General features: G+C 36.6%; 15 protein-coding genes, 1 other RNA gene and 1 pseudogene. 2 read left to right on the top strand and 15 right to left on the bottom strand.

Features of this window, described 5'->3' with window-relative positions:
* Window positions 1-25: 25 nt before the first annotated feature.
* The 5 genes and pseudogenes from BN3004_RS04820 to BN3004_RS04800 form a co-directional block, all read right to left on the bottom strand.
* A pseudogene (locus tag BN3004_RS04820) lies at window positions 26-1,354 on the bottom strand (IS1182 family transposase); the annotation flags it as partial.
* 160 nt (window positions 1,355-1,514) lie between these two features.
* Window positions 1,515-3,539, bottom strand: a complete 2,025-nt coding sequence (locus BN3004_RS04815; RefSeq protein WP_058260083.1) for an ABC transporter ATP-binding protein — start codon at window positions 3,537-3,539, stop codon at window positions 1,515-1,517.
* Complete coding sequence (locus tag BN3004_RS04810) at window positions 3,539-5,299, bottom strand: ABC transporter ATP-binding protein (RefSeq protein WP_058260082.1); 1,761 nt, start codon at window positions 5,297-5,299, stop codon at window positions 3,539-3,541. The genes BN3004_RS04815 and BN3004_RS04810 overlap by 1 nt, the downstream gene beginning before the upstream one ends.
* A gap of 95 nt (window positions 5,300-5,394) precedes the next feature.
* Complete coding sequence (locus BN3004_RS04805) at window positions 5,395-6,195, bottom strand: histidinol-phosphatase HisJ family protein (protein ID WP_058260081.1); 801 nt, start codon at window positions 6,193-6,195, stop codon at window positions 5,395-5,397.
* A gap of 9 nt (window positions 6,196-6,204) precedes the next feature.
* Window positions 6,205-7,008 (bottom strand): NAD(+)/NADH kinase, encoded by an 804-nt coding sequence (locus BN3004_RS04800; protein ID WP_058260080.1) that lies wholly within the window; start codon window positions 7,006-7,008, stop codon window positions 6,205-6,207.
* Window positions 7,009-7,122: 114 nt separating this feature from the next.
* On the opposite strand from BN3004_RS04800, the gene BN3004_RS04795 reads away from it, so the two are divergent.
* Both BN3004_RS04795 and ssrS read left to right on the top strand, forming a co-directional pair.
* Window positions 7,123-8,019 (top strand): RluA family pseudouridine synthase, encoded by an 897-nt coding sequence (locus BN3004_RS04795; protein ID WP_058260079.1) that lies wholly within the window; start codon window positions 7,123-7,125, stop codon window positions 8,017-8,019.
* Window positions 8,020-8,061: 42 nt separating this feature from the next.
* A non-coding RNA gene (ssrS, locus tag BN3004_RS08265) (6S RNA) lies at window positions 8,062-8,237 on the top strand.
* Between the two features lie 108 nt (window positions 8,238-8,345).
* On the opposite strand, the gene BN3004_RS04790 is transcribed toward ssrS, so the two are convergent.
* The 10 genes from BN3004_RS04790 to BN3004_RS04745 all read right to left on the bottom strand — a co-directional run bounded on the left by BN3004_RS04790 (window position 8,346) and on the right by BN3004_RS04745 (window position 18,615).
* Window positions 8,346-9,488 (bottom strand): double-cubane-cluster-containing anaerobic reductase, encoded by a 1,143-nt coding sequence (locus tag BN3004_RS04790; protein WP_196792506.1) that lies wholly within the window; start codon window positions 9,486-9,488, stop codon window positions 8,346-8,348.
* 40 nt (window positions 9,489-9,528) lie between these two features.
* Window positions 9,529-10,884, bottom strand: a complete 1,356-nt coding sequence (locus tag BN3004_RS04785) for a Na+/H+ antiporter NhaC family protein (RefSeq protein WP_058260077.1) — start codon at window positions 10,882-10,884, stop codon at window positions 9,529-9,531.
* A gap of 19 nt (window positions 10,885-10,903) precedes the next feature.
* Window positions 10,904-11,551: a corrinoid protein gene (locus BN3004_RS04780; protein WP_058260076.1), complete on the bottom strand. Its 648-nt coding sequence runs from the start codon at window positions 11,549-11,551 to the stop codon at window positions 10,904-10,906.
* 9 nt (window positions 11,552-11,560) lie between these two features.
* Window positions 11,561-13,279 carry an ASKHA domain-containing protein gene (locus BN3004_RS04775; protein ID WP_058260075.1) on the bottom strand — a complete coding sequence of 573 codons (1,719 nt, stop codon included), beginning with the start codon at window positions 13,277-13,279 and terminating at the stop codon, window positions 11,561-11,563.
* Window positions 13,272-14,273 carry a uroporphyrinogen decarboxylase family protein gene (locus tag BN3004_RS04770; protein WP_058260074.1) on the bottom strand — a complete coding sequence of 334 codons (1,002 nt, stop codon included), beginning with the start codon at window positions 14,271-14,273 and terminating at the stop codon, window positions 13,272-13,274. The genes BN3004_RS04775 and BN3004_RS04770 overlap by 8 nt, the downstream gene beginning before the upstream one ends.
* Window positions 14,266-15,087, bottom strand: coding sequence for a hypothetical protein (locus tag BN3004_RS04765; protein WP_058260073.1), 822 nt, complete (start codon window positions 15,085-15,087; stop codon window positions 14,266-14,268). Before BN3004_RS04765 ends, BN3004_RS04770 begins: the two co-directional genes overlap by 8 nt.
* Before the next feature lie 167 nt (window positions 15,088-15,254).
* The gene (locus BN3004_RS04760; RefSeq protein WP_082244090.1) at window positions 15,255-16,322 is read right to left on the bottom strand and encodes a uroporphyrinogen decarboxylase family protein; all 1,068 of its coding nucleotides are present in this window, start codon (window positions 16,320-16,322) and stop codon (window positions 15,255-15,257) included.
* Window positions 16,323-16,333: 11 nt separating this feature from the next.
* On the bottom strand, window positions 16,334-17,527 hold the full coding sequence (locus BN3004_RS04755) for a CapA family protein (protein WP_058260072.1): 1,194 nt from the start codon (window positions 17,525-17,527) through the stop codon (window positions 16,334-16,336).
* A gap of 1 nt (window position 17,528) precedes the next feature.
* The gene (locus BN3004_RS04750; protein WP_058260071.1) at window positions 17,529-18,089 is read right to left on the bottom strand and encodes a DUF5317 family protein; all 561 of its coding nucleotides are present in this window, start codon (window positions 18,087-18,089) and stop codon (window positions 17,529-17,531) included.
* A 1-nt stretch (window position 18,090) separates the two neighbouring features.
* Window positions 18,091-18,615 carry a hypothetical protein gene (locus BN3004_RS04745; RefSeq protein WP_058260070.1) on the bottom strand — a complete coding sequence of 175 codons (525 nt, stop codon included), beginning with the start codon at window positions 18,613-18,615 and terminating at the stop codon, window positions 18,091-18,093.
* Window positions 18,616-18,717 lie beyond the last annotated feature (102 nt).

Below are 18,717 nucleotides of genomic sequence, written 5' to 3'. Positions count from 1 at the left end.
TTGGATCCATCCTATACATCATTAGTGCTAGTTTTTTCATATTTAAGCATGCAAAAGTAAGCGCAGCTTTCATATCCATCTTAGCTTTGCCCTTCATGTTTGTATATCTAAAACTATGATACTCTTTTGCGCTTCCAAATTGTCTTTCTATTGTTTCTTTTCTTCTTGCGTATTCTTTCTTGCCTTGATTTGTATATCTATATTCTTCTGTTATGTCAAGGTAGTCTTGCCATATATGTCTTGTTATTACTTTTTGTTTGTTTTTACTATGTGTGCATCTATCTATGTTAGGACAGTTCTTGCAGTCGTTTATATCACTTTTATACTGTCTGTATCCTTCTCTATCTGTAGTTTTGTAATTTAAAAGTTTTCCTTGTGGACATATGTAGCAGTCATAATATTCGTCGTATATGTAGTCTCTTTTGTAGTATGGATTTTCTATTTGTAAGTTTCTCTTTTGTCTTGTATATGGAAATACTGGGAGTATTTTATCGTCTATTAATGTTTTTGCTATGGCTGGTATTTTGTAACCTGCATCCATAACTATCTTTTGGGGTTTCATCTTTTTTAGTTTTTCTTCATAGAATGGTAAAAATGTTGTGCTGTCATGTAAATTTCCTGGAAATGATTTGTATGCTAGTATCCAGCCGTTTTTATCGCATGATGTTTCTACGCAATAGGCGAATACTTCTTTATGTTCTCCTTTGTGAAAGAGGCCGCTTTCTGGATCTGTTGTTGACTGAACTATCGTTTGCCTCTCTTTATCTTCTTTCTCTTTTAAGGGCTTTTTTCCGTTTTCTTCTCTTTCTTGTGCTATTTCTTTGTCTAGCTGTGCTTGATATCTTCTTGCTTTTTTCTCTATTGTTACTTTTTTGTTTTTATGTCTGTTTGCATGTGCTTTAACATGTGTTGAGTCTACGAATTGAATCTTCTCATCCACAAAACCTTGTTCTAGTGCTTGGTTTAATATGTTTTGGAAGATGTTTTCAAATATGTCTGTATCTTTGAATCTTCTTCTATAGTTTTGGCTGAATGTTGTAAAGTGTGGAATCTTGTCGTAGAAGTCATATCCTAAAAACCATCTGTATGCAATGTTTACTTCTATCTCTTTTATTGTTTGCCTTATGCTTCTTATGTTGAATAGGTATTGTATGAATATTATCTTCATTAGCACTACTGGATCTATGCTTGGTCTTCCGTTATCTAATGAGTATTTATCTTCTACTAAATCATAGATAAAGTCAAAGTCTATATACTTATTGATCTTTCTTAGTATGTGTTCTTGTGGAACTAATTCTTCAACTGAAATTATTTGTGCTTGATCTGTTTTTGATTTACTATTTTTATGTAACATTTTATCACCTTCTATGTATTATATATACCCAATAGATGTGTATTTTAAGAGGTTTTCAAGTAAAAAAGTAGGCGTATTTTTATAAAAATACGCCTACTTTGTCAACAGTCTGAAACTAATCTCAATAAATTAGTTTTTCTTCTATATATATCCTTATATATTATTTGTCATATTGAAGTCTATATAAGTCGTAGTAAAGACCCTTCTTATCAAGAAGCTCTTGATGTGTACCCTCCTCTCTGATTGTACCGTTCTTAATAACTAGTATCTTATCAACGTGTTGTATAGTTGACAGCCTATGCGCTATGGCGATAGACGTTCTTCCCTTGATAAGTTTCTTCACTGCGTCTTGAATTAATAGCTCCGTCTCTGTATCAATGTTTGCTGTTGCCTCGTCAAGTACAAGTATCTTCGGTTCATAAACAAGTGTTCTTGCAAAACTTAATAGCTGCCTTTGGCCTGATGATAGTGTCGATGCCCTCTCCATAACGGGTTCATCGTATTTGCTTGGTAGTTTTTGTATAAATGAATCAGCGTTTACATACTTCGATATTTTAATAATCTCTTCGTCAGATATATCTTTATTCAGCTTGATATTGTCTCTTATAGTTCCCGAGAATAAAAATACGTCTTGAAGAACGACTCCAATGTTCTTCCTTAGATCTTCTTTTCTAACATCGTTTATGTTTATGCCGTCGATTAGTATCTCACCTTCATCTATCTCATAGAATCTTGTTAATAGTGATATGATAGACGTCTTACCCGAACCAGTTGGTCCAACAAGGGCAACCGATTCGCCTTTCTTAATCTTAAATGAGATGTTTTTAAGAACTGGCTCGCCTTCAATATAGCTGAAGCTAACGTTTCTAAACTCGATTTCACCTTGAATGTCATCAAATGGAAGTGGATTTTCAGGATTTTTAATTTCGCTATCATCATCAAGTATCGCAAAGACCCTCTCAGCTGAAACCATAGCCGACTGAGTGATGTTATACTTTTCAGTAAGGTCCATGATTGGCATAAAGAATTTCTTTAAATAATCAATGAAAAGGTATAGCATACCAAAATACATGGTCTCATTCAAAACTTCTTTCGCGCCGAAGTAGATAAGGCTCGCAATGGCTACGTTTCTAATGATGTCTATCGATGGTCTATATATTGAGAATATCTTTACCCTTCTAAGCATAGTGTTTCTATAGTCAGCATTTGCTTCATCAAACTCTCTATTAATTTTATTTTCTTTACCAAAGATATGGATTAGCCTCATGCCAGAGATGTTTTCACTAAGTTTTGAGTTTATTAGCGATAATTTCTTTCTCGATAGTGCAAGTATCTTTCTAATCTTGCCTCTAAAGAATATTGAAATCGCAAATATAAATGGCAGCGTAATAAAGCTTAGTAAGCTTAGCTTTAAGTCCATAGACAGCATAAAAATCATGATGCCCGCAAGCATGAAGATGTCTTTAAACAGTGTTATCATAACGTCTGAATACATTTCGCTGATTGCTTCAATATCATTAGTTAGCCTTGTGGTTAGTCTGCCTATTGCATTTCTATCGAAAAAGCTTAGAGACCTTGATATGATATGGTCATAAACTTCAGTTCTCATGCTATAAATCATCTTTTGCGATGCTATAGTGATGGACATCGTTTGTAAATAGTCAAGAACAAAAGTTAATATTATTGTTAGTAAAAAGTATAAGCTTAATTTGTTTATGGCTTTAAAGTCTTTGTCTCTATATGCCTTATACTCAGACATTGGCACTTCATAGACAGGGCTCTTTGTCTCGTCACCTGATTTATAAAGGTAAGCTCTGCCATCTTCTTCTTTTAGGTGATAGGCTCCTTTGTCTTCGTATTGAGCTTTTTCTTCCTTACTAAGATCAGTTTCTCTAATGAAGTAGTCTATGCCATCTTTCATATTATCCTTAGTATATTTGATACTCAAAGTGTGTTCATTAGCCGCTGGGTACTCATACATCTTGATGTTTTCGACTTGTATGTGCTCATCTATGGCAACCTTGATTAGATAAGGGCTTACAAGCGCTAATCCTGTTAACGCGACTATCATTAGGAAGGTTAATATAAGCTGGAATGTATATGGCCTTGCATATGAGAGCATCCTTCTAAAGGTGTTTTTAGAGTTTTTGCCTTGATAATTAATATCGTCTATGTTTCTTTCCATTACTCATCACCTCTATTTATCTTTTGCTCTAGTAATTGATCTTCATATAATTTATTGTATCTGCCGCCAAGTGAAACAAGCTCATCGTGTGTGCCTCTCTCAACTATGGCTCCGTCCTCAATAAATAGTATTTCATCAGCATCTTTTATAGTCGAAACTCTATGTGAAATAATGATTTTTGAAACATCCGCTTCGTCTGTGTTAAGATTTTTTAGTATCTCTTCTTCAGTTTGTGTATCTACAGCAGATAGAGAGTCGTCCATGATTAAAACGTTCTTTTCCTTTGCCAAGGCTCTCGCAATCGATACTCTTTGCTTTTGTCCGCCAGATAGCGTTACGCCTCTTTCGCCTAATATAGTGTCAAAACCATCTTTAAACTCTATAATGTCGTCGTAGACTCCAGCTATCTTCGCGTACTTTTCTATCATCTCGTCATCAAGCTTATGCTCGTAGTGAAACTCAATATTTTCCTTAACAGTTTTTGAGAATAAAAAGTCATCTTGCGGCACATAAGAGATATTTTCTCTTAAAGAATTAAGTGTTACGTCCTTAACGTCATGACCATCAACAAGTATCTCGCCCTCATTTATATCATAAAGTCTAAGAAGTACATTAACTATACTCGACTTGCCGCTACCAGTTCTGCCTAGTATGGCAAGTGTCTTACCTGGCTCTATCTTAAAGCTTATGTCTTTAAGTGCATATGGCAGCTCAGGTGCATATTTAAATGAAACGTTTTTAAATTCAATATTGCCTTTTATTTCGTCTAGCTCGATAGCTCCTTCTCTGTCGACAATTTCTGGCTCTGTCCTGAATATATTTGTCAGCCTATCCATGGACGCAGCACCTCTTTGCATGAAGACTATAACCATGCCAAGTGCTCTTGCTGGCCACATCATAAGTCCTAAGTAAGCATTGAATGCAATAAAGTCACCTAGAAGCATAGTGCCCGCCATAACTTCTTTTGCTCCGAAGAATAAAAGTAGCATATAACTAATATTGCTTAGTACATGAATGAATGGATTGAAAAAGCTTTGTAATTTTGCTAATTCAATATTTTTATCATAATAATTTTGATTTTCTTCTCTGAATAATTTTGCATTCTCTTCCTCTTGTCCAAAGGCTTTTATGATTCTGATCCCTGAGAAGTTTTCTTGAGCTCTGTCAGTGATAGTACCATATTGTGCTTGAACAGCTTTGAAGCGTGAATGAATAACACCACCAAACCTCATTACTATGAGTATAATTAGTGGTATAGTGAATAAAACTTTTGATGCAAACAAAACATTTGTTGTTTTTATCATCATAACAAGGTTTAGTATAAGTAAGAATGTTGAGTCAATGAACATGATGATGCCTTGACCCAGAGTCATCCTAACAGCGTTGATGTCGTTAGTTGCAAGACTCATTAAGTCACCTGTTTTGTGCGTATTAAAAAAATTTTGAGAAAGACTTGTCAATTTCCAAAAGAAATCCTTTCTCAAATCATAATCAACTCTCATCGAGTTACCAATAATAAAGTTTCTCCAAAAATATCTCGCAACAGCAACCATCAGTCCAGTTACTATGGTTAGTATAGCATACTTAGTCGCCGAAGCCATAGTTAGAACTCCCCTTTGATAGTCGTTTGCGAAGTACTTAAGTATTTGTGGTATATATAGCTGAACAACGTCTATGAACAGCAGGAAAAATATACCTAAGATATACTGCACTTTGTACTTTCTGAAATATTTTAAAAGAGGTTTTAAAGATTTAAACATAGTGCCCCCTCCTTTGTAAATCTTTCGTGTTCCTAAATATTGTATCACTCCTTGACAAAATAATCAAGGAGTGATTAAATGTTTTTTATTAATTATTACAAATGTATTGGATATGGCCTTCTCTTCTTATAAATATACAAGTACTTAAAGCCTTTTTCCTTAAGATACTTTTCTGCGTCCTTTATGCCATAAGCAAGGTCTTCAGCGTAGTGAGCGTCTGAACCAACTGTGACTAGCTCGCCTCCTAAGGACTTATACATATCAAGTATCTCGTCTTGCGGATGAAAGCTCTTCATATCATAGCGAAGTGCAGCTGTATTTATCTCAAGCGCCTTGCCCTTATCTACTAGGACTTTTAGTATCTCATAAACAAGCTCCTTAGCCGCATCAGAAAATTCATAGTCGATGTCTTTGAATTTGTAATATCTGTCGATAAAGTCTATGTGTGCGACTGAGTCGAAGCTGTCAAAGCGTTTCACTACTTCTAATAGCTCTGTATAGTAGCGCACTTGACCTCTTTCGTAATCACTTTCAAAGCTCTTCTCTCTAGAGAAAATCCTTTCGCCATCGATGCTGTGAATTGAGCATAATATGAAATCAAAAGGGTTTTTGCTTAGCTCATCATATTCATCAATTAAACCAAGTTGAAGACCAAACTCAGCTCCTTTTAAGACTTCTATCTCATTAATATATGTGTATTTTAATTTGTTTATCTCTTTTATATAGTCCTCAATATTAAAAAGGACGTTTTTACTTTTGTCTTGGTCAAGTGAAAGGTCTATGTGATCAGTAAAGCATATAGCTTTCAAACCCATCTTTATAGCCTCTTTGACCATGTCCTCCGGCGGGACCTTGCAGTCAACTGAAAAATTTGAATGCAAATGAAAATCGTACATCTATGCCTCCTATAAAAATTTATCTTTTAGATTGTTCCAGTAAATATTCTTCGAAAATACTATCCTATATATCTTCTTGTAGCTTAGGTTTATCTCTACGCTAGTGACGTTTTTGAAGATACGTTCTTCGCCATCGTTAAGAAGTATGATCTCTCCTTCATATCTCTTCTTTGGCTCAAATCTTATAATAAAGTTTGGTGGAACGATGATTGAGTTTTGTAAGGACCTAAAAGCTTTTGAGTTAATGGGTGCGAGCGGAGTCATTTGTATGCACTCAAGCTTTGGATGCACTACGCTACCTCTAACTGAGTAGTTATATGCAGTGCTGCCAGCTGGTGTTGAGACTATAAGCCCGTCGCCAAAAAATCTTTCCAAGTAATCAGAATTAATAAATACATCGAGTTCAACGGCCTTTGATTTGTTTGCTTTAACAACCATCTCATTAACTGAATATAGTTTTGACTCGCCGCCTTCGTAGTGAACGCTTGTCTCGATTAAGTGTAGTGACTCTTGTTTAAACTCACTCTTTATATAATTTTCGACAAATTTATCGACGTCATCAATAGAAAGCTCTTGAAAGAAACCTAAGTGACCTGTATTGAAGCCAACAAAAGGCACTTCGGGAAAATCATTTTCGTGAACGCTTCTTAAGAAGGATCCGTCTCCGCCTATAACGATGGAAAGTTCAGCCTCATTACTAAAGTCTCTCGTAGTAAGAAAGCCGCGTGCATCAAGCTTTTCTTCAAGCTCTAGCAAGATCTTTTTGCTAAGCTCGTCATCCTTTGCGAGTATATTTATAATTCTCTCACTCATTTCTTCACCTCTTATAATTATTAATTATACAACAAATAGAGTAATTTTTCAATGACTTAAGCCATCTACTTGTAAAAGCTAGAAAAATATATTATAATTTATTTAGGTGATAAAGTGATTAACGATGAATACAATGTAAGCTTTGTCGCTAAGAGATCTTATGATAAGATGAGTGAAATGATAGATGAATTCAAAATATCAAAAAGACTTTTTAGACGAAGCTACTTAAATAAAGATATATATGTAAATGAAGAATTTCGTCGCAAGGACCTGCCGATCATTAAGGGCGAGGTCTTAAGGATACATATGCCCGAAGAAGAGACTCAAGCTGATGACTTTAGCAGCGATATCGATATAGTTGACGAGACCATTGACTACATTGTCATCAACAAAGAAAAAAACATCCTCGTTCATGAGACGAAGAACAATCAAGGGAGTACCCTTTACAATGCCCTGATCAATTTATTTCAGTCGCGTGGTCTTAAGAGGCGCGTCCGCCTTGTTAATAGGCTTGACATGAACACGACGGGACTGATGGTGGTCGCTAAAAATCCATTTGCCCATTATAGTCTAATGCAGCAGATGGAAGATGGCAGCTTCAGAAAGAAGTATCACGCGGTAGTTGATGGATCTTTTCCTTATGATGAGATAGTTGTTGAGAAAAATATCAAGACCGATGAGAATGATCACATTAAGAAGATGATCTGTGACGATGGCGATGGTGATTACGCTAAAACCATATTCAAGAAAGTTATAAGCAGCGAAAAATACTCCATAGCCGAAGCGGAGCTCATTACTGGTAGGACACATCAGATAAGGCTGCACCTAGCTTACTTAGGCTTTCCTATAGTTGGCGACACGCTATATAATGACAAGACTTATGACGATGTAGATAGACAATTGCTTCACTCCTTTAAAATAAGCTTTAATGACCCGAGGACTAATGAGGAAAGGCATTATGAAGTGAGTGACCACGCTGATATAATAAATTTTTCTAAAAAAATTATCTAATTTCCTTGCATTTTAAATGCGTTTGCTATATAATATAGTTAAGATATCCTGTAGTGACCGCTTTTCATATTAATTTAACCGACAATAATAATATGGGACTGTGACGTTTTACAACTGATAATATGCCTTAAGTGGACATTAGATATTGTAGACAACGGACCCACCTCGTATATGCGGGGATAAATTACTTATGAAAAACGGCACATAATGGGATTACATATCAAAAGAGTCAAGCGATATTGCTCGACTCTTTCTTTGTATAGAGCCTTATCGATGGCTCTTATGTATAAGCGAAAGGCCCTCATAATGAGAGCCTTATCTTTTATCTATAGCATTTCTAAGAACGCTTCGATTCTTGTGTTTAATTGGCCCAAGTCTGATTTTGAATAATCAGTTTCTACTTGGATATAAGGAGTTTTCTTTTCTTTTGTGACAAAGTCTCTTATGGTCTTTGTTTCTACTTGGAATGGCGTACACGCTTGAAGCTGCATATCCACTACACCATCTACTTTGTAGTCCTCTATCATTCTTGATAATAGATTTAGTCTTGGTGTGTTAGGGCTAATGCATGCGCAGCCAATATTTAGATACTTCTTAGCAAGTGCATCATATATGTCTGGGTTCTCTAAGTCAACGTTTTCATCTATCGCCTTAGCTCCCCCACAATTTTCATAAGCAACTACAATTCCACCGTTATTTTCAACAGCTTCGATAACTTTTTCAGTCGCTCCACCTATTGGGCAGCCTGTTATAAGTATCCTCTTTTTGCCAGTGATGCGCTTGTTCTCACTTAGGACTTTTTCCTTAAGCTTTTTTAGTTCATCAGCCACTGCCTTCTTGTCGAATTCAAATTGCACTCCATTTAAGACGTGCCACAAGTCTAAACCCATGATAGGAAGTTCATCGGCTTTCATTATGCCATAAAAGTCTTTAACAGCACTTCTCTCAGCATTTTTGATTACAGTTGCTTCTCTAAGTTTTTCTTCTGTTATCTCTACACCAAACTCTTTTGATACGTAGTCAGCAAGTTTTTTTATTTCAGCCGTCCACAACTTAAGGCTCTCTTCGGATCTCTTTTGTGGTAGCTCCATTACATAAACGTTTTTAAACTCGCCTAAGTACTCATACATCTTCTTCTTGCCATCGCAAGTCGTTTCTCCAACTATAAGGTCTGAGAAATAGAAGAAGGGACACTTATCTGTAATAGCAAAGCCATAGCTTGCCTTGATAAGTGGGCAAAGGTTTGTCGGTAGATCTTTTTCAGCATCTTTGATAGTTTCATCAGATGTCGAACAAAGTGATACAGATGTCGCACCTGCTGCAAGAGCAATCTCTTGCGGGAAAAATGTGCAGAATATGCCTATGACTGGTATGTTTTTATCCTTAATCTCTTTAACTTTTAAAAATGATTCTCTTCTCTTATCTTTAAATTCATCAAAAATTTCAGGTAATTCTTTTCTAATGTTTATCACGATATTCTTCCTCTCTTTAGGTTATTATGTCTATATTTTACTTTGCTTCTTCTGGCTTGTCAAGTTCGAAGTTCCATCCAGTCTTAAGGTCAGCGTATCTAACAAAGATTGAAAGTACTGCGAATACTAATAGTATCATTGGGTACCAGATGTATGGAACTAACTCAACTGGTGATACTGCTCCTTCAGTAAAGCCTGAAGCGATAAGTATTTGTGCGCCATAAGGGATAAGACCTTGAGTTATACAGCTGAACATATCAAGAAGTGATGCTGTTCTTCTAGGGTCAACTTTGAATTTATTAGAAATTCTCTTAGCGATAGGACCGCAGATGATAATCGATACAGTATTGTTAGCAAGAGCAGCGTTTGAGATCATTGTTAATAATGCAGTAGATAGTTCTGCTGAGTTTTTACCCTTAGCCATTCTAGATATTCTAAGTACTAGCCATTCAATACCGCCGTTTGCTCTAACCATGGCAGCAAGACCACCAGTTAACATTGAAAGTAAGAAAATTTCAAATTGTCCTGAGAAGCCCGCAAAAATGTTTTGGCAAAGTTCAAGTCCATTGTATGAACCAGTCGCCATACCAACGCCACCTGCAAAAACGATACCTAGTGTTAATACAACGAATACGTTAACGCCACATAGAGCAGCTATTAAAACGAATAGATAAGGTAAGATTAGTACAAAATTGTAGCTTAAGTCATCAAAATGAACTGGTCCACTTGTTTTACCAACTATTAATAAAATAATAATTGTAACGATTGCAGCTGGTAATGCTACTTTGAAGTTTGCTCTAAACTTATCTTTCATGTTAACGTTTTGTGTTCTAGTTGCGGCGATAGTTGTATCAGAAATAATAGATAAGTTATCACCAAACATAGATCCACCTACTAGTGCACCTAAAACTAAAGCTACTGGTAGGCCTGCTTTTTGAGCGATACCTACAGCGATAGGACCAACTGTAACTATAGTTCCAACTGAAGTACCTGTTGCAATTGCTAAGAAGCAAGCGATTATGAATAAACCTGCTGTTATGAATTGAACTGGTATTATGCTTAGACCTAAGTTTACAACTGAGTCAACAGCGCCAGATGCTTTAGATAGTGTTGCGAATGCACCAGCTAAGATGTAGATTAAGCACATGATGATGATGTTGTCATCGCCACAGCCCTTAACGAATACATCAAATTTCGAGTCTATCGAACCCTTAAACATTATAAAGGCAACGATAGTACCAATAAGTACGGCGATAGGTGATGGTATTTGATAGAATGCCATTTCTACACCCATCTTGTCTAAAATGATTCCTGATAATAAGAAAAAACCTATAAATACTATGAAGGGTATCAGTGCCCATCCATTAGGTTTGATTGATGATTGTTCGTCCATCAAAAATTCCTCCTACTTTTTAATTTATATTTAATAACTCCTTAGCAGCTTTAACGGCTTCGATAGCGTCTATAGTGTATTTGTCGGCGCCAATCTTGTCCGCGAACGATTGAGAGATAGGTCCTCCGCCTATCATGACTTTATACTTATCTCTTAGGCCCCTGTCTTCAAGTATCTCAACAACCCTTCTCATATTTCTCATAGTTGTCGTCATAAGTGTTGACATGCAGATGATTTCTGCGCCATGTTCTTCGGCTGCGTCAACAAATTTATTAACTTCAACGTCTCTACCTAAGTCTATAACTTCAAAACCTTGTGTTTGGAACATTGTCTTAACTAAGTTTTTGCCAATGTCGTGTGTATCCCCTTCAACAACACCTATGACTATAGTGTGATTGTGTTCTAGCTCGTTTCTTTCAAGGTGTGGTCTTAATACATCAAGTGCATTGTTCATCGCATCAGAACAAAGTAATAGGTCTGTTACGAAATATTCCTCTTCTTGAAAAGCGTCCCCCGCCCTTTTCATTCCGGGAACTAAACCATTAACAATAGCATCAAGCGCATCATAACCTTCATCAAGGTAGTCTTGAGCGACCTTTGCAATTTTTTCATCTTCATACTCATAGACATAATCGTCTAGAATTTTGTAATACTCTTCTCTTGTCATATTTGCCTCCTATTTAAAATATGAGCAGTCGATAAAGACTTTTTGGTAGTTTTCATCATAACTTAGCTCCAAAAACTTTATCTTCTTGCTTAAACTTAAAAGATTTTCCCTCTTCTTCTTTGATAATACTACGCTGATCGCGCCATCAAGCGATGTATTTTTAAGATAAGAAATCTTTTCTTCCGCTATATTTGGTATAAAATACGTATCTACTAACATGTCCTTTGATAAGTGATAGCCAAATTGACCCGCGATGTATAAATCATCCACTTCCTCGGCCGTCATGCCAAGCTTGTTAAATAGTAAAACTATCCCTGACATGATTGCGCTCTTCGATAGCTGAATGTTTCTTATATCCTTTTTAGTGATATATACTTCGCCTAAATCGATAACGGTCTTGCCATCAATATCCTTTAAAAATGGTCTTCGCTTGTCATCTTCAGCAAGGTCTTCTAATTTAACAAGCCTACCTCTGTAGTCGATGAGGCCTATCTTTAAGGCTTCACGAATGACGGCCAAAACGCCCGAGCCGCAAATGGATTTTGCCTTTTCTTTACCAATTACGACGATGTTTTTAGTCCCACTATCAAGATCAAAGAAAACATTTTCAATCGCGCCAAGCTCAGCTCTTGAACCGAACTCTATGTTCATGCCTTCAAGCGCTGGTCCAGCGGCGCAGCTACTAGCGTAGTACTTATCTTTATACTTAAGCACTAGCTCTGTGTTTGTGCCTATGTCTATAAACATGATGTTTTTATCAATCTTCTCTATATCGATATGATTAACGCCGCTAAGTATGTCAGCGCCAACATATGATGAGATCGATGGTATAGTAAAGGCTTTAGTGTATTTACCAAGCTTCGTACCTATCTCTTTTGCATCTATCTCAAAGTTAAAGTAGCTGACTATCTTGTATGGTGCTATGCCAAGACTGGTCGGGTCGACTCCCATAAGTATATGCATCATAACTGAATTAGCTGAGAAGACGATTTCATATAAGCTGTCTATATCAAGCTTGTACTTTTTAAATATTTTTAATATGTTTTCTTCTATGGCCTTTGTGATTTGCTCTTGCATCTTATAAAGGTTTTCCTTTAGGTCGATGGCGGCACTCATCCTTGATAAAACGTCAAGGCCGAAGCTTATTTGTGGATTGACAAAGGATGCTCTTTCAATGACTTTGCCATGAGTAATATCAAGAACTGATATAGCAACGCTTGTAGTGCCTATATCAACAGCTGCGGCATATATCTTGTCATCATCTTTGTCGCGTATAGCAATCACTTCATCGTTTAAATATATCGCATGCTTCTCGCCCTTTGAAAAATTTGTATTTTTCAAAACATTGAAGAAAATCTGTCCAAAGACTTTCTCGTACTCGTCTTCCCATGAAGTGTCGGTGTCTCTACTATCTTCAAAGACATGAGTCTTCATAGTAAGCACCGAATCACTCGCATCAAAAGTATCTATATCTGATGTAAGAAGGTTTTCTGCCTTGCCCTCGTCGAAGAATTCAACGCTTATATCAGAAATAATCTTGTGCTCACATGAAAGAACCGTCTCTTCACTTGCTCCGTCCATGATTTTAACTTTACACTTTTTACAAGTGCCCATGCCATTGCACGGCGCTTCAATAAAGTAGCCGTTCTCCCTTAATACATCTAAAAGGATCTTCCCCTCATTCGCTGTAATTATATTGTCATCACTTAATATGTGAATCTTAGGCATCTTCTACTCCCTTTAGTATTGCTTTTACATTGTCAAGTGGTGAGCCCATGCCTAGCCCACAAGCTGGAGCTATGATGTCTACGCCGTCTTTGACTCTATTTTTAGCGACCTTTGAAATTTGTTCTGGTCTTTGATTTTCTATTAGATAAGTTGACACATTGCCCATGACAGGTTTGTGTATGTGTTTTTTAGCGTTCTTTAAGTTAACTATCGCATCAAATGAATAAGCATCTGCATGTATTTTTTCAACGACATCTATAACGCTCTTCATATCACCGCAGATGTGTATGATGATAGGCACGTCCTTATGTGCCTTAATCTTGTCAATGATGTAGTTAACATAATGAATTAGATACTCTTCAAAGTACTTTGGTCCAAGTATCTCAGCCGTACCGCTTGGGTCAGCAATAGCGATAAGGTCAGCGCCTGCATCTACTTCTTTTATCGCAAGCTCGGCTATCAGATCAGAAATATAATCCATAAAAGCTTCAAAAGCTTCTTTGTTCTTCTTAAGACCAACGTATACTTCCTTTGCATCGACAACGCTTGTCGCAACTGAGAATGGTCCTGTGATGTTGCCTATAACAGGTATCTCATCGTTCTTAAGTAATTTTATCGCGCCAAGTAAAGCCTCTTCCCTATCAAACTTAACTTTAACGCTTTTTAATTTATCTATATCGATCTTATCCATGGCGTACTCAACGATGTGTGCTTCCTCTTCATTAGTGCCGTAGACGCATTTAGCGCCAAGCATTTCTGATTCAACACTCATACAGAATGGCACAGCATAGTTCTCAAAGAGATTCTCTTCAACAACAAGTTTTGATAGCTTTGCCATCTCTTCTGCTTCTGAATTTGCTTTTGCAAAATCAATTCCATGCTTCTCTATAAGTTCAGTAACACATGGATTCATCATACCGCCTGGGCAAATAACAGCTGGTCTATCAGCCTTTTCGCCATTAAGTATCTTTAATAGTCTTTCTTTCTTATTCATAGTTCCCCCCTAATACTGTGATAAATTTCACATTGCCTTGAATCATAAAACATCTATTCGTAAAGAGTCTGTAAGATGAATTTATCAGCGCTTCTTGATAGCTCATCTCATCTGTCTCTACTTTGATTTCATTAAATAGTCCTAGGTCCGACAAGGCAAAGCCTAATTTCGGACATAAATGCACTTTAAAATTTGTAAACTCTAATATATCATTGATAAGTGGGAAGTAAAAATCATTAACTACTTCCTTAACAAGCTTCGGTCCAACTGTCTCAACGCTTAAAATGGGATCGGCTAGACTAATGAGCTTGACCTTATCTTCATCAAGCTTTAGTAATAGATCTAAAACGTTTCTTCTGTAGTAAACATATATTTTTTCTTTATTAAGCTTCTTTCTAAAGGCTAATAAAAACTTTGATATGTCAATAACTTGTGAAACAAATGACAAAAGACCGTTTAATTTAAAACAAATAGGAGCCTCCTCACCTGCAATAGCTTTTTCAAGGCAAATAAAGTGCTCCAAATTAAAATCAAAATCTTTTAAATTGTATAGTTCATCGATGCTGTCTAGCTCGATGAATCTTCTAAGATTAGCGTTTTTGTCAAGCATCATGCCAGCTAATTCGCCTTCCATAGTGCCTACGATTGGATAAAAAACTGTATAAAAACCAAGGCTCATTCTTTGAGCCACTTCTCTATATAGATCAGCGTCAGTAAATAAGTCTTCTTCATTAATATTCAAATTTAAATCTGTATACTCTTTTTCATTACTCGCAGTGCATGAGTATACTCTTAAGTCTCCTATCTTTTTCACGCTCTCACCATCATTCATTATATAATACTTGTAAGACTTAAGCAAATAGCCATGGCTATGGGGTATTCATAGAATTTATAGATAAAAAATGTGCATATAGCTTAGCTACACGCACATTAATTAAAAAATTTATTACTATTTTCGTAAGTTTATAAAAAAATATTATACTAATTGAACTTCGATGTATCTATAGGCATCTTGCCGTAGTATCTGCCCCACTTCATGAATGAATCGATGTTTTCGATTGGGCTGTTCTTTGGAATTTGACAGCCAGTGCATAGGATGAAGCCGCTTGGTGAATCCCACGCCTTTGATACGCATTTCTTTACTTCTTCTTTGATGATATCGTCGTTACCTAAGTAAATCGCATCAACCGGTGGCACGTTACCTGTGATAACTACCTTGTCGCCCATGATTTCTTTTGCTTCAGCGAGGTCTTCGCAGTTATCTATAGAGAAGTTGCCTACACCTGCACTAACAACATCTTCCCAGATGTCCTTGCTCTTGCCGCATATGTGTATAGTTGGAGCTCCGCCGCAATATTTTTTCACGTCTTCAACGTTTCTCTTGAAGTATGGTAGAGAAAACTCTCTGTATTGAGCAGGTCTAATCATGGATGTCGATGATACTGGGTCGCAGAAACCTGTTCCAAAACCAATCTTACCAAGTGCTTTGATGTACTCAGTATTATTTCTTGTGATTATATCCATAAGTCTGTGGAAAGCATCTTTCTTCTTAACTATCCATCTAAGCATGTTCTCAGTGCCTAGTACTGATGCAGCTACTGTAAATGGTGCAGTCATCGATGCACCTATGTCTGCTACATCGCCTAGTTCGTCTCTAATCTTTTCAAGCGCTTCAAGAAGTACGTGTAGATGACCATCCTTCCATGGATCAACAAGCTCAAGCTTATCGATATCTTCTTCTGTCTTAACAACCGGCTCTCTTAAGTTTGAGATATTGTCATCAGGGTAGTTCATTACTGAGCCCATGGCCTCAGCCATACCTCTTAATGTTGTTGACACACAGATATTGTCATGGTGAAAGCGATTGAATAGAGCGATTTCAGTCTCTGTAATTACATCAGATGATGTGTAATAATCGTTTGTCTTTTTACCTATATACCATGCCATAGTTACCCCCATATCTGGCACTACAGGTAATCTGTCAATAGGCTCGCCCTTTGAAAAGGCAGTCATCCTTTCTTTTGGTGTCATTTCGTCTTCAAAATACATTTAACCATCTCCTATTTGTATATACTGTTAAAATCTTCTAAGCTTTGTAATAATTTATTTTTAATCTGATTGATTCTCTCAACTTTAATGCTTCCATCAAGAGCTTCTCTAACAGGAATTACGTTGTAGTGGTCCCTGCCGTTAGTCCTGTATTTGTCAACCCAAAGTGGATGCGCTTCGAATTTCTCTACAACTACGCCATTTGGCGTCTTTTGTAAGATGACTTCCATCATTAATTCGTTCTCGCTATAGCGATTCGGCATAAACTCACGTCTTTGATTTGAGACAAAATTGGCCATAGAGTAGCAAACATAAGTCTTCTTGCCGCCCGACTCAATCACATCGCACTTTTGTATAACGTGTGGATGCGAGCCGAAGATTATGTCTACGCCTAGCTCGTTAAGCTTCTTCGCAGTATTTTCTTGCGCCTTGTTTGGCTTTAGCTGGTACTCAACGCCCCAGTGCATGTAGACAAGCTTTACATCTACATCATTGGCATCCATATACTCGACATCTTTTTTAATCTTGTCCATATCGATGAAGTTTACCGCATAAGCTTTGTCAGTACCCTTCACGTGGCTATCAAAACCGTTGATGGAGTAAGTGTAGGCCGATATGCCAAACTTAATACCATTGACTTCCTTAATAAGCGGCATGTTATTTGCGTCTTTATATGTGCCGACATTGTCCATGCCATAGCTCTTAATTGTGTCTATGGTCTTGTCTATACCCTTGAAGCCCTTATCAAAGGCGTGGTTATTCGCAGTCGCAATCACGTCGAAGCCGCTGTTTTTAATAGCTTCAACAGACGATTCGGGCGAAGAAAACGTTGGATAGCCAGTGTATTGACCGTTGCATGAAACAGTTGTTTCGTAATTAATCATAGCAAGATCTGCTTCTTTAAAAAACGGCAAATATTTAAAATATTCGTCAAATTTGTATCCGTCGTTGTACTTTGCTCCTTTTAATTGCGGTCCATGCGTCATAAAGTCGCCTGCAGCGAATATCCTTACTCTGCTTTTTCTAAGCTTTTCAAGCTCGGCTCTATACTTTTCGAGCGCGTCCTCTCTTGCTTCTAGCTCTATTTTATAAGTAAAAGTATTGATACTTTCCTTTAATATATTATTTACATCTATGTCCTTTGTTGGACCGAATAATAAATTTGCAATACAAAAAAGACCTAGTACTATATTTTTAAATATCATATCACGACCTCCTCTTCATTACATCTTCCACAAGCATGAATAACCCAAGTGATAAAAATATATCGCCTATGCTAATAACAGTGTTAAAACTAGTGAACTTGCCTATAGGAATAGTGTCCGCCAATACATTAAAAGTCTTCCCGCTGATGGCAAGTGTATGTGTCATCGAAAGTGAGTTCTCTAAAGCGGCCAGCTCATGAACTGAGCCGTTATATACAAGTGCTTCCTTCACAACTGGCATAAAGCCAGCGTAATTAATCATCGCCATTAGGTTTAAAGCTAGGCCCAAGGCAATGATGTTAAAGGCAAAGTACTTATTATTTGCAATAGAAAAGAATATCATCACAAAAAATGTAAATAGATTAAGATATGGGTAAACCATCATCAGCTCTCGTCTGTGAGCAAGATTAAATCTTGTGATGTAGACAAGTACAGCTATATTTAATAGCGCTGTTATTACTAAGAACCATGTATATCTTAAGTTCATCTTAAATAAATTTTTGATTCGTCCGCCATTGATTAATGAGATTATGATGGCAAATATAATTACAAATAAAGCCATATTATGCCTCAGCTTTCTCTTGGGCAATGAGCCTATTGATTTCAAAATTAAGTCTATCTCTTATGTATATAGCATAGAGCTTCTTCTCGTTTACTTTTGTGTAGTAAATGCTAAATAGCATAGCTATGACCACAGCACTTAAAGCGAAGGCGAAAAAAGTTTTTAGTGTAACGCCAAATATCTTTTCTATGTCAAAGTACTTTAAGGACTTCGCACTTAAAAAGAAGGTCACGAACGATATCGCCACAGGCAAAAGTATCCTCGATAGCGGTGCGACAAAGCTTCTAAAATCAACTGCTTTGTACTTTGTCTCTAAGTAGACACTTATCTTAGCCGTACTTAGGTTTAGTGACTTAAGCAAGTCGTCATCATATACGAAGACGTCGTTCACTATCTCATCAAGTGCCTCTTCTTTGACCTTGCCATATATCTTTGTCTTCAAAGAACCATCGCTTTTCCAAAACAAAGTTCTTATTTCTTCTTCAAATTCTTTTTTATATTTTTCAATGCAATCTTTTGTCTGCATATTTATCTCCTCACAATATCATTATTATTATATCATATAATTGAGCCTTTACTATTAAAGATTAGTCTATACTAAGACCCTTTACTATTGACATTATTTATA

It is taken from the genome of Fenollaria timonensis, assembly GCF_001457835.1.
Lineage (GTDB): Bacteria > Bacillota > Clostridia > Tissierellales > Peptoniphilaceae > Fenollaria > Fenollaria timonensis.
The sequence above is the reverse complement of the archived record's forward strand: the minus strand, read 5'-3'. Positions and strand labels throughout refer to the sequence as shown.

Bases quoted from the DNA above. Each gene is read 5' to 3' on its own strand.
- BN3004_RS04815 (WP_058260083.1), bottom strand. From the start codon at position 3,539: ATGGAAAGAAACATAGACGATATTAATTATCAAGGCAAAAACTCTAAA.
- BN3004_RS04810 (WP_058260082.1), bottom strand. From the start codon at position 5,299: ATGTTTAAATCTTTAAAACCTCTTTTAAAATATTTCAGAAAGTACAAA.
- BN3004_RS04805 (WP_058260081.1), bottom strand. From the start codon at position 6,195: ATGTACGATTTTCATTTGCATTCAAATTTTTCAGTTGACTGCAAGGTC.
- BN3004_RS04800 (WP_058260080.1), bottom strand. From the start codon at position 7,008: ATGAGTGAGAGAATTATAAATATACTCGCAAAGGATGACGAGCTTAGC.
- BN3004_RS04785 (WP_058260077.1), bottom strand. From the start codon at position 10,884: ATGGACGAACAATCATCAATCAAACCTAATGGATGGGCACTGATACCC.
- BN3004_RS04780 (WP_058260076.1), bottom strand. From the start codon at position 11,551: ATGACAAGAGAAGAGTATTACAAAATTCTAGACGATTATGTCTATGAG.
- BN3004_RS04775 (WP_058260075.1), bottom strand. From the start codon at position 13,279: ATGCCTAAGATTCACATATTAAGTGATGACAATATAATTACAGCGAAT.
- BN3004_RS04770 (WP_058260074.1), bottom strand. From the start codon at position 14,273: ATGAATAAGAAAGAAAGACTATTAAAGATACTTAATGGCGAAAAGGCT.
- BN3004_RS04760 (WP_082244090.1), bottom strand. From the start codon at position 16,322: ATGTATTTTGAAGACGAAATGACACCAAAAGAAAGGATGACTGCCTTT.
- BN3004_RS04755 (WP_058260072.1), bottom strand. From the start codon at position 17,527: ATGATATTTAAAAATATAGTACTAGGTCTTTTTTGTATTGCAAATTTA.
- BN3004_RS04750 (WP_058260071.1), bottom strand. From the start codon at position 18,089: ATGGCTTTATTTGTAATTATATTTGCCATCATAATCTCATTAATCAAT.
- BN3004_RS04745 (WP_058260070.1), bottom strand. From the start codon at position 18,615: ATGCAGACAAAAGATTGCATTGAAAAATATAAAAAAGAATTTGAAGAA.